Here is an 11,643-nt window from a genome sequence, read left to right as displayed (position 1 = left end):
ACGTGCCCCGCGACCTGTTCATCTCCTACAGCCATCAGCGCGATGTCCCGCTGGCCTCCGCCGTCCAGAAGGGCATGCGCCGCATCGGGCGCAAGTGGTACCGCAAACCGGCGCTGAAGGTGTTCCGCGACACCGAGAGCTTGGCCGCCAGCACGGATCTGGCGGCATCCATCCTCAAGGAGCTCAAGCAGTCCACCTTTTTCCTCTGCATCGCCTCCCCGGAGGCCGCGGCCTCCCCCTGGGTCCGCGAGGAACTTGCCTTCTGGCGGGACCACCCCGATGAGACGGCGCGGGACCGCTTCCTGATCGCGCTCAGCGACGGCACCATCGCATGGGACCGAGCGGCCGGGGACTTCGACTGGGAGAGAACGACCGCCCTGCCCCGCGAGGTGCTGGAGGGAGTGTTCCGCACCGAACCGCTGTGGATGGACTTACGGAAGTTCCGTGAGGCAGACGAACGCTCACTGGTCCGAGGCGAGTTCCGTGAGAAGGTGGTTGCTCTCGCAGCCGCCGTCCATGGCTGCACCAAGGACGAGCTGGACAGCGAGGACCTGCGGGAGCGGCGCAAATTCAACTTCGCCAGGAACTGCGCCCTGGCCGTCTCCGTCACCCTCGCAGTGCTGGCGGGCCTGGCCTTCGTCGATGCCTCCGCCCAGCGGAACGTGGCGCTGGCCCGGGCGCGGACCTCAGCCTCCCAGGCACTGGCCGCCCGCGCGCTGGACACCGTCGGCAAGGATCCGCGCAAGGCGGCCCAGTTCGCCCTGTACGCAGACGCGGTGCGGCCGACAGGAGAGTCCGCACAGGCCATGGCCCAGGCCGTTGCCGCCAACGACAGCGTCTCCCGGCACCTCCAGGCCGGAAACGAAGAGGTGAACAACTTCCGGGGCGTCGGCCACGCGAACGCCACTCAGGTGGCGATCAGTCGCGACGGCGGAATGTTGGCGTACTACTCGGACTTCGACCCCGACGGAGGAGCTGGGAAGGACCAGCACATCCACCTGTACGACATCCGGACGGGAAAGGCCTTGCCCCATCTCAAGGGCAAGGCATGGCCCCAGGACGGCGGCGCGATGGCCTTCAGCGCGGATGGGGGCATCCTGGCGGTGGAAACCCCGGACAACCAGGTCGATATCTGGGACGTTCCCGCGCGAAGGGTGCTGCGGACCATCACGGCGACCAACGGGGGCCCGCTGGCCGGGGCCTTCAAACGGCTTCGCGCGTTCGCTTTCTCGGGCGACGGGCAGCGGCTCGCTGCCGGCTTCTACTCTCCGGGCGAGCAGGGAGCCACCTACCACGTGGCCGTCTGGGACGTGAAGACGGGCCGTGTCCTGGCCGACGAGACCGCGAGCGACAACAGCCTCGCCCTCGGGTTCGATCCATCCGGCCGGCTGCACGCCCTCGACCACCAGGCCGGCACCCTCCGCAGCCTCCCCCCGAACGGCACCGTGTGGGGTGCGGCACGGCAGATCCCGGGCCTCCGTGTTCCGGCCGGCGTAGCGGTGTCGCTGTCCGAGGACGCGGGCACGGCCTACGTCGGCGAGAACCGCAACGAGTTGTGGGACCTGACCGCCGGGAGGCGCGTCGGCGGGCCGGGCGGCGAAGGCGCCGGCGCGCTGACGATGCCGGGAACCAAGCGGGTCGGCATTTATGCCGCCTACGGCAAAGAGGTGGGGGTCTACGACACCGCGCTGCGTCGCGAGCGGGTCCTCGGAGCGTTCACCTGGCCGGTCCGCAGCGTGTCGGCGTCGGGCGACGGGCGCTGGATCGCGGCCGGATCACAGGACGGCGCCGTGTCCCTGTTCTCCGGCTCCAGTGTCCGGGAGGGTTCGCCCCTGACCAACGCGCAGCAGGTCAGGCCGGGCGACCTCGCAGTGGACCAACGGACGGCCTTCCGTACCACGGGCCAGGCCACGGACGTCTGGGCCGTCACCGACCAAGGTGTCCGCGTGCTGGGTCGACTGCCCCTCCAGCTCACCCGTGGCGCGCCGCAGGCGAACACCCTCGCCGCGACTCCCGATGGCAGGCGGGCCGTCGTCTCACAGGGGGGAACCTTGTCGCTGTGGGACGTGCAAGCCGGACGCCAGTTGGGCATTCCGGCCGGCGGACACCCCGGCTTCAGCCTCCTGACGGTCCTTCCGGACGGCCAGAAGGTGATCGGTATCGCTCCCCAGACGATCCAGGTCGTCGACACCGGCACCTGGCAGGTACGGCAGTCACTGCCGTACAGCGGGGCGCTGTCCGCCGCCGCGGCTGTCAGCGCCGACCGCACCACCCTCGCCGTAGTGCAGGACGAGGCATTGACCGTGTGGCGATGGACCGCCGAGGGGGGATTCCGCCAAGTCCGGAAGGTCTCCCTCAAGCCCGTTTGGACCATGTACGGGCATCAGACGGTGGTCAGCAACGACGGCCACAGGGTCGCCGTGCGCAACTTCGACGGCAAGCTGTCCGTCCTGGACGTCCCATCGGGCCGAATCGTGCACAGCACCTACGCGTCGACAGGCGGGCCGTCGATGGCATTCAGCACGGACTCGGCCTTCTTGGTCCAGATCGTACGATCAGGCGAGCAGTCCGCCCTGCAGTTCTGGGACCCCGACACGGGCGAGGCCCGCGGCACTTGGACCATGCAGGAAGTTGGGTCGGCACAGGACCGGGAGTCGCCGCAGCTCCTGCCGGGTGGCGGCGGGTCGGTCCTGTCGTTCGCTCCGGACGGCTCCCTCGTGCGCCGCACCGTCGATCTGGCCGCCTGGCACGAGCTGCTGTGCGACCTGGCACCCGGGGAACTGCCGAGGACGGACTACGACCGCTACCTCGGCGGCCTGGACGTCGCCAGGCCCTGTCCGCGTCAGTGATGCGCTTGGCCCACAGGAAGCTCGCCAGGAATCGAGCTAGGCGTCGACGAGGACCGGGTCCTCCTCGGACAGGGCCGCGCGCAGGACGCGGGCCTGTTCGGCCGGGCTGTCGGAGGCGAGCAGGGCGGAGAGGACCGCGATGCGGGCCTGGCCGGCGCGCAGGGTGCCGGTGGGGACGGCGCCGGCGGCGACGAGGTCGACCGCGCCGCCGTGGGTGTAGATCTCGGTGACCGGGCCGGCCGGGACGCGGGTGGTCAGGGCGACGAGCACGCCGCGGGCGACGGCCTCCCGCACCGCCTCGACGATCTCCGGGGTGGCGTTGCCCGCTCCGGTGCCGACGAGGACGATGCCCCGGGCGCCGGCCGCGACGGCGGCGTTCAGGAGGACCGGGTCGCCGTCGGCGTGGTGCATCACCATGTCCACGCGCGGCGGCAGCTCCGGCATCGCGGGCAGGGCCAGGGGCCGCGGGCGCTGGGGCTGCCGCAGGACGGTGACCTTGCCGAAGCCGATCTTGCCGAGCAGTTCCTTGGAGGGGTCGGCGAACGCGTCCAGGGCCACGGCCTGGGTCTTCATGGTGCCGCGGGCGGCGTGGACGCGGCCGGCGAAGGCGACCAGGACGCCGAGCCCGCGCGTGGTCGCGGCGGTGAGCAGGGCGTCGTAGAGGTTGCCGGGGCCGTCGCCCTCGGTGGAGCCCATGGGCAGCTGCGAGCCGGTGAACACGACGCTGCGGGGGTCGTGGTGGTGGAGGTCGGCCAGGAAGGCGGACTCCTCCAGGGTGTCCGTGCCGTGGGTGACGACGATGCCGTCGACGGCGGGGTCGGCGAGGACCTCGTGGATGGTGCGCAGCAGGGTGAGCTGGTGGGCGGTGGTGAGGCGGGGGCTGTTCACGCTGAACAGGTCGACGACCTCGACGGTGATGCCTTCGGGCAGCGGCGCGGTGGCCATGACCTCGCGGCCGCCGGCCTCGGCGGCGAAGCCCGAGCCCGTCCACCGGCTGGCTATCGTTCCGCCGGTGCTGATGACGACGATGCGCCCCATGGCCACCCTTCCCTGACGTCTGGACCCCGGAGCGGGGTTCGCACAAATTTGCTGGAAAGGGCAATGATAGTGAGATCTACGCGCAATGCGATTGCGCGTTGCAGGGCAGCTCTGTGAGATCGTGGGGGATAATTGCGCGATGGACGCCATTGATCGTGAAATCTTGCGTGAGCTACAGCGCGACGGACGGCTCAGCAACCAGGAGCTGGCCCAGCGCGTGGGGCTGACCCCCTCCCCCTGCATGCGGCGGGTCCGGCAGCTGGAGCAGGACGGGGTGATCCAGGGGTACCGCGCGGTGATCGACCCCGAGGCGGTGGGCCGGGGCTTCGAGGTGCTGGTGTCGGTGGAGGTCCGCCGCGACCGGGAGGCCGTCGAGGCCTTCGAGGCGGCGCTCCAGGACATCCCCGACGTGATCGAGGCCTACCGCCTGTTCGGGAGCCCCGGCTGCCTGCTGCGCATCGCCGTGGGCGACCTCCGTGCGTACGAACGCCTGTGGATCGAGCGGCTGACGGCCCTGTCCGGGGTCACCGAGGTCAACTCCCAGATCATCATGAAGCGGATCAAGGAACCGACCGGCCTGCCGGTCTGACGGCCTGCGGGTCCGACGGCCTGCCGGTCCGACGCCGTCAGAGGTCACCGCGCACCAGGGCGTGCAGGTGCTCGTCGCGCCATCCGTCCTCGTGCAGCAGGGCGCTGCGCATCGTCCCCTCGAGGGTGAAGCCGCACGTCAACGACCCGTCAGCATCGGACATCTGGCGGTGAATCAGGCACGGCATGACCCACCCCCCGGGGACGAATCGGCGAACGCGCCGTCTCCAACTGCGGAGCCAGGGGCGGAAAGGCACCACTCTTCACGCCAAAGGGTCTGAGTCGTAGGATTCTCCAATCAGCGAGATCTGCAGGACCGGAGCAGGCGGAGGGCACCACTCTCGGGAGCGGATTGGCCCCGGGCTTGTGTGGCTTCATCAGGGCACGTCGCTCCTCGCAGGCCCAGCAAGACAACACGAGCAGCTAGGACGAGTGTGGCAAACCCGAGTGCTTTCGGCGGCGGTGAAGAGCTGGAACGGTTCAAATCGATCCTGGCCAACTGGCGGACGTCGCTCGTCGACCTGAGCGGCCGCAATCGGCTCCTCAACTTCAGGCACACCAAGGCGGCGACCCTGGAGATCTCGCATCCGCCCGCCGGGGAACTCGTCGCCGGTCTGGAACGCGGCTGGGAGTTCGCGCCGCTGCCCGACGAGGACCCCGACGCCGAGAACCCTGAGGGGGCCCCGGCACCAACCCGCCTCGCCGAACGGCAGGGGGCCGCCTCCGGGATCGTCACCCAGAAGACGACGGGCCCGGCGCTCCTCCGTGCGCTGACAAGCCTGCGCAGCAAGTCCACCCAGCTCTTCAACGACTACGGCCTGTGGACGCTCCAGTTGGGCGTCGGCATCCTCCGCTGGCGTGAGGACGGCGCATCGACGAGCAGCGATGCGCCGATCCTTCTCCTCCCCGTGCGGATCGAGCGGCTGAGCAACGGACGAGTCCGCCTGGTGGCCAACGACGACGAGGAACCGCGTCTCAACCCTGCGCTCAGGGTCAAGCTGGAGCAGTTCCTCATCGACTGGTCGCCCGTCACGGAACAGGATCCGACCGACCTCGACGCCGTGCTCGACGCGGTCACCCACGCAGTGGCGGGTAAAAAGGCGTGGGAGGTTTCGAGGCGCGTGGTGCTGGCGCTCTTCGCCTCCCACAAGGAGTCGATGTACCAGGACCTGCTGGACAACGAGGCCCGCATCCTGAACAGCGACCTCGTACGGGCGGTGGCGCTCGGTCCCAAGGCGGGACTGGCGTCGGACCGCTTCGACTTCGAGGAGATCGACACCGACCGGATCGACGAGCTCAGTCCGCCGGAGGACAGCCCGCTCGTCCTCGATGCCGATGCGTCGCAGCGTCAGGCCGTCGCGGCCGCTGTCGCCGGGCAGTCCTTCGTGCTCGACGGCCCTCCGGGTACGGGTAAGAGCCAGACGATCACCAACATGATCGCCGGCCTGATGCACGCGGGCCGCAGCGTGCTGTTCGTCAGTGAGAAGGCTGCCGCGCTCGACGTGGTGCTGGATCGGCTGAAGTCCGTCGGGCTCGATTCGTACGCCCTGCCCCTGCACAGCCACAACACCAGCCGCCGGGCCGTCGCTCAGGAGCTGGGCAGGGCCCTGGAGGAGGAGCCCCGAGCCCCACGGCTCTCCCAGGAGGCGGTCGCCCGGGCCCGCGAGGCACGCGAGGCCCTCAGCGCCTATGCCGAGGCGATGAACGAGGTCAGCCAGCCACTCGGCCAGAGCCTGCACGACGTGATCGGGAGGGTCGGGCGGCTGTCCGAGGCGCATGTGGCATTCCTGGCTTCGGAGTCCGACGGGGGCTCCCGTCAGCAGAAGGTGTTCGACCCCGCAGCACTCAGCGGACAGGACCTGCACCTCATCATCGAGGCGACCAAGACCATTGCCGACGCCTGGCAGGCGGTCGCGGATCCGTCCTTCCCCTGGCGGGACCTGAAGGCCGGCAGTCCGCATCCCCGTCCGGCGCTCGAACAGGCCATGGCCGCCCGGGACGGGCTCGCCGCGGCGGTGGCGCGCTACCAGGACCTCTCGGAAGACGGCGAGCCGATCGAGGAGGAGGACGGCGTCCGCCGGCTCATCAAGCTCCTCGCGCTCATCGGGTCACGCCGTCCGGTGCCCGAGGCCTGGCTGACCAGCGCCGACTTCGCCGACACGGTGGCGAGCCCGGTGGACGGCTTCCTCTCCGCGCTGAAGAAGGTGGTCAGGGCGCAGGCCACCGCCCGCTCCGCGGCCGGGGAGCGTTGGGAGGAACTCTCGCCGCAGCTCACCCCCGTGCCGAGCGAAGCCGAACGTGCCCTGCCCGCGCTCTCTCCGGCCGGTATCGATCCCTCCGAGCTGTCGGAGGAGCGTGCGAACGAGCTGGCCCACGCGTTCGAGACGACCGCGGACGGCCTTGAGCATACGCACCGCAGCCTTGCCGAGGTCGCACAGCAGCTTGGGCTGGACATCCCGGGCAGCGTCGCGGCAGCGGAAGACCTCTGCGACGTCGTCGCACTCGCGGGCGCCGACCACCGGCCCCTCGAACAGTGGCTTGTGCCCGGGGGAGCATCCGAAGCCGACAAGGCCGCGGTCAACGTCGTCGCCGACGGACTGCGCGCGTTCTTCGCCCGCCGTGACACGGTTTTGGCCGCACAAGCACGCGCGACCGCGGAGGCCGGACCCGGCTGGGCCTCGATCCCCGCCACGCTCGACACGGAACCACCGGCGTCCGAGCGGGGCCTTGGCGGACTGGAACCGCGTGGCCTGGACCTGAGCGCTCTGACCCGTACGCAGGCCGCGGAGCTCTCCGATTGGTTCGCGAGCCTGGGGGCGACCCTCGAATCGGCCGAGCAGCACGCCGCGGCCACGGCCAGGCTCCTCGGGCTTGACCGTCCGAGAAGCACGCAGGAGGCCGAGGAGCTCATCGCTCTCGTGGAGCTGGCCACGGCCTCCCACCGGATGCTCGGCACATGGCTCGACCCGCAGGTGATGTCCCGGGTACGGGAAGCCTGCACGGAGATCTCCGACGCCGCACACCGGCTCGCTGAGGCCGAGCGGGCTGCGCAGGACGTCTTCCGGCCCGAGACCGCCGTCTTCCCCGGACTGCCGGACCTGATAGGCCGCCTGTCCGAAGGCTCGCGCGGAATCGGCGGCCTGCTGTCCGGCGCGGTGCGCGCAGACCGCAAGGCACTCGGTGCGCTGACGGTCGCGGGCTCGTGGCGCAGCGAGCTGTACGCCCGGTTGCCGCTCGCCCTCGACTGGCACACGGCCCACAGCCGGCTGCGGTCTCTCGCCCGTACGCATGCCGCTCTTCTCGGACACTACGCCGGGGCGGAGCTGCCCGACGTGCCCGCCTTGGAGGCGGCACTGGCGCACGCCGGCGCCGTACACCGGCTCGCGCCGGACACGGTCCTGGACCCGCACCGCCGCGGCCTGCTGGCCGCCCAGATCGCCGACGGCCACACCCCGGCCCCGGAACTGCTGGAGCACTGCCGGGCCCTGAGCGAGGATCTGAACACCTGGCGGCAGGATCTGACACGCCCCCGCCTGGCCCCGGTCGCGGACGAGCTCGCCAAGTGCTCTCCGGCCTACGCTGCCCGCTGGCTGCGCGACCACCTGGATCCGATCGCCCGGGCCGTCGACCTCATCGACACAGCCGCCTCCCTCGGCCGTCGCGACGACGGACCCGGCTTCGCGTACACGCTCGCAGGCGCACGGGCGGCGATCGGCGCCGCACAGGAGGGCCGGCGGGAGACCGCCGGGTTTGCCGCTGAGGAGGAGGCTCATCGTCGCCTCTGCGGTTCCTGGTACCAGGGGCTGAGCACCGACCCCGCCGAGCTGCGCGCGGATTCATCCGACGCAGCGCCGGAACGGAGCGGCATCCCCGAACTCCTGCACCGGGCCTGGGGCATCCAACGATCCGCCCCGGGCGGCTGCGCCGACGAGGAGCAGCGCAAGCTGCTCGGCCGTTACGCGTCCGCCGACGGCGTCGACACTGCCGCGCTTCAGGACGCCCTGGAAGCGGCGCACACCGTGGAGCGGCTGGCGCCGGACACGCTCGCCGATCCCACACGCCGGGCACGCCTCATCCGTTTCCTCGCCGACGGACGTCCCGTTCCGCACACCCTTGTGCGACAGACGGAGCCGCAGATCCGTACCGACCTGCACACTTGGCGGGAATACGCCGGTCAGCCGCACCTCGCGGCCGCGGGCGCGCACCTGCTCGCCGGCCCGATGCCCGACGCTGCGCGCTGGCTGCGCGCCCACGTCGAACCCTTCGAGGACGCTGCCGACCTCCTCCACGCCGTGGCCCGCGTGGCCGACACCGACGGCGGACTGTCCCTCTCGCGGGCGCGGCAGGCGGTGACAGCAGTAGCCGACGCGCGGGCAGCCGTGGCGCGGTTCGACGACGACGCCCCCCGTCACGGGGAGCTGCTCGGTGACCTCTACCAGGGGACGGCAACCGACAAGGGAGCCGTACTCGACGCCCTGGACTGGTCCCAGCAGGTTCGCCGGACCGCACACGGAAGCCACGCGGCCCCGCTGTCCGTCCCAGCGGCCCGGCTGATGCTGGACGCACCCGCCGAGACGTCCGTGGCGGACCGCCACGACGAATGGCAGCGCCAGCGGGACGATCTCGTCGGACACTTCGACGTGCAGCGCGGCCGCCTCCTGCAGCGCGAGCTCCGGGAGTCGCTGCCCGCTGCCGCGACCTGCCTGTCCCGGCTGGACGACGACCCCTTCGGCCCCGAGGCGTGGACCACCTGCTCCGACGCCCTCAGGCAGCTGAGACGGTACGGCCTGGACGGGCTGCCCTCCCAGCTCGCTCAGCGTGGCGTGTCCGCAGCCGACTTCCCTGCCTCCGTCGAACGAGCGGTCCTTACCGCCTGGATCGAACGACGTCTCGGACTCGACGCCCGGCTCAAGCCGATGCGCGCAGTGGACCGCGATCAGCTCGTCGAGCGGTTCCGGGACGCGGACCGCGCCCTCGTCGAGGCGGCGCACGCCGAGGTCATCGCGGCATGCAATGCCCGCCGCCCCCGCCGAACCAACATCGGCCCCGCAGCCGAGCTGCGCCGGCAGTCACAGCTCAAGCGCCGCCACAAGCCGGTACGCCAGCTGCTCGGTGAGACGCGGGATGTCGTGCGGCTCATCAAGCCCTGCTTCATGATGAGCCCGCTGACGGTCAGCCAGTTCCTGCCGCCCGACTTCCGATTCGACGTCGTCATCTTCGACGAGGCCTCCCAGGTACTGCCGCAGGACGCGGTGAACTCCGTCTACCGCGGCAGTGCGCTCATCGTGGCCGGTGACCAGAAGCAGCTGCCGCCGACCTCGTTCTTCAGCGCCGGCAGCGACGGCGACGACGATGACGAGTGGGACGAGGAGGGCGCGGACAACTTCGAGTCCGTGCTCGACGCCTGCAAGGCCAGCGGCGTGCTGCGCGGCCTGCCGTTGCGGTGGCACTACCGGAGCCGCCACGAGAACCTCATCGCCTTCAGCAACAACGACTTCTACGACAACACCATGGTGACCTTCCCGGGCGCGTACGAGCAGAGCCCGGACCTCGGCGTCGAGTTCTTCAAGGCCGACGGTGTCTACGACCGGGGCGGCCGAAGCAACAACCCGGGCGAGGCGGCGGCAGTCGCGCAGCGCGTGATCCACCACTTCGCCACCAGGCCGGGGCTCAGCCTGGGTGTGGTCGCCCTGTCCAAGGCACAGGCCGAGGCCATCGAGGACGCGGTGCAGAAGGCACGAACCGCCCGGCCCGACCTCGATCACTTCTTCACCGAGGACCGCCTCGACGGCTTCTTCGTCAAGAACCTGGAGACCGTCCAGGGCGACGAGCGCGACGTCGTCATCCTGTCCGTCGGCTATGGCCCGGACCACCGGGGCAAGCTGCTCTCGACGTTCGGCCCCATCAACAGGGAAGGCGGCTGGCGCCGTCTCAACGTCGCCGTGACCCGCGCGCGGCGGCGCATGGAGGTCATCGCCTCGTTCCATGGTTCCGAGCTGGCCGACAGCACCAACAAGAGCGTCCAGCACCTGAAGCGCTACCTCCAGTACGCCGAGCACGGCCCCCACATCCTGGCGACGGCCGCGGCCGACCCGGATGCCGCTCCGGAGAGCCCCTTCGAGGAAGAGGTCCTGGCCGTTCTGCGCGACTGGGGCTACTCCGTACAGCCCCAGGTCGGTGTCGCCGGTTTCCGCATCGACATGGCGGTACGCCACCCCGCCGCCCCGGGCAGCTACGCCCTCGGCATCGAGTGCGACGGCGTCATGTACCACTCCTCGCGTGCGGCCCGCGACCGCGACCGGCTGCGGGAAGCCGTGCTGCGCGACCTCGGCTGGAAGCTGCACCGCATCTGGGGCACCGATTGGTACCGCAACCGCCGGGACGCGATCGCCCGCCTGCGCGCCGCGGTGGAGGGGGCGTGCGCACGGGACCCGTTTCAGGTGATGCCGCAGCAGCCGGTCACCGAGGGGACGCCTGCAGAGGCACCTGCCGCTCCGGACACGACGGCGGACACGGGGCCGGCGGTGACGTTCGTGGCGCTGGACGACGGGCCGCCGAAGTGGAGCCGGGCGTACGAGGAGCTCGGGGACGTCCAGCTGGTCAACCTGCGGATCACGTCCGCCGAGCGCCGCGGCATGCGGCATGCGGAGCTGCAGGACCCGGACGCCGTGGGGGTCGTCGCCGACGTCGCCCTCTCCGTGATCAAGGCCGAGGGCCCGATGACGGAGGACCTGATCCTCACCCGGGTGCGTTCGGCGTGGGGTATCTCGAGAGCGGGCGCGGTGGTCCGGGACTCGGTGCGTCGAGCGCTGCGGAGGATCACCTCCGCGGGCCAGATCGTGCGCGTCGGCGAGGCGTATGACCTTCCTGACCGAGAGCCCGCCTTCGCTCGCACCCCGACCCCGACCATGGCGCGCAAGGTCGGGCAGGTCCCGTCGGTCGAGCGGCGGCTCGTCGTGGGGCACGTGGTCGGGGAAAGCCCGGGCGTTCACCGGGAGGAGCTGCTCCGCGAGGTCGCACGCTTCTTCGGGTGGACCCGGCTGGGCCCTGACATCCGGGATGCACTCACGAGCGATGTGGACGAGCTCGTGGCGAAGGGGGCGGTCCGCGAAGCGGACGGCTTCCTGATGCCCGCGGATGGTGCCTGACGAGTTCAGACCACGGACGA

General features: G+C 70.9%; 5 protein-coding genes. 3 read left to right on the top strand and 2 right to left on the bottom strand.

All coding sequences use genetic code 11. The features are described from left to right. Nucleotides 1–2 precede the first annotated feature (2 nt). Nucleotides 3–2,849, top strand: a complete 2,847-nt coding sequence (locus B4U46_RS26770; protein ID WP_079430210.1) for a toll/interleukin-1 receptor domain-containing protein — start codon at nucleotides 3–5, stop codon at nucleotides 2,847–2,849. Nucleotides 2,850–2,885: 36 nt separating this feature from the next. Here B4U46_RS26770 and B4U46_RS26765 read toward each other — a convergent pair whose 3' ends face one another. Further along, nucleotides 2,886–3,887 carry an asparaginase gene (locus B4U46_RS26765; protein WP_079430209.1) on the bottom strand — a complete coding sequence of 334 codons (1,002 nt, stop codon included), beginning with the start codon at nucleotides 3,885–3,887 and terminating at the stop codon, nucleotides 2,886–2,888. A gap of 85 nt (nucleotides 3,888–3,972) precedes the next feature. On the opposite strand from B4U46_RS26765, the gene B4U46_RS26760 reads away from it, so the two are divergent. Beyond that, nucleotides 3,973–4,476, top strand: a complete 504-nt coding sequence (locus B4U46_RS26760) for an Lrp/AsnC family transcriptional regulator (protein ID WP_079430208.1) — start codon at nucleotides 3,973–3,975, stop codon at nucleotides 4,474–4,476. 37 nt (nucleotides 4,477–4,513) lie between these two features. On the opposite strand, the gene B4U46_RS26755 is transcribed toward B4U46_RS26760, so the two are convergent. Continuing rightward, a complete protein-coding gene (locus tag B4U46_RS26755; protein WP_398908015.1) occupies nucleotides 4,514–4,639 on the bottom strand; it encodes a hypothetical protein in 126 nt (41 codons plus the stop codon). Between the two features lie 270 nt (nucleotides 4,640–4,909). Between B4U46_RS26755 and B4U46_RS26750 the strand changes: the two genes are divergently transcribed. Continuing rightward, entirely contained in the window at nucleotides 4,910–11,623 is a 6,714-nt protein-coding gene (locus B4U46_RS26750; protein WP_079430207.1) for a DUF3320 domain-containing protein, read from the top strand. The last annotated feature ends 20 nt before the right edge of the window (nucleotides 11,624–11,643 follow it).

This window comes from Streptomyces katrae (assembly GCF_002028425.1).
In the GTDB taxonomy this organism is placed as follows: domain Bacteria; phylum Actinomycetota; class Actinomycetes; order Streptomycetales; family Streptomycetaceae; genus Streptomyces; species Streptomyces katrae_A.
The sequence above is the reverse complement of the archived record's forward strand: the minus strand, read 5'-3'. Positions and strand labels throughout refer to the sequence as shown.

Coding starts and splice junctions, on each gene's coding strand:
- B4U46_RS26765 (WP_079430209.1), bottom strand. CDS start 3,887: ATGGGGCGCATCGTCGTCATCAGCACCGGCGGAACGATAGCCAGCCGG.
- B4U46_RS26760 (WP_079430208.1), top strand. CDS start 3,973: ATGCGATTGCGCGTTGCAGGGCAGCTCTGTGAGATCGTGGGGGATAAT.
- B4U46_RS26755 (WP_398908015.1), bottom strand. CDS start 4,639: ATGTCCGATGCTGACGGGTCGTTGACGTGCGGCTTCACCCTCGAGGGG.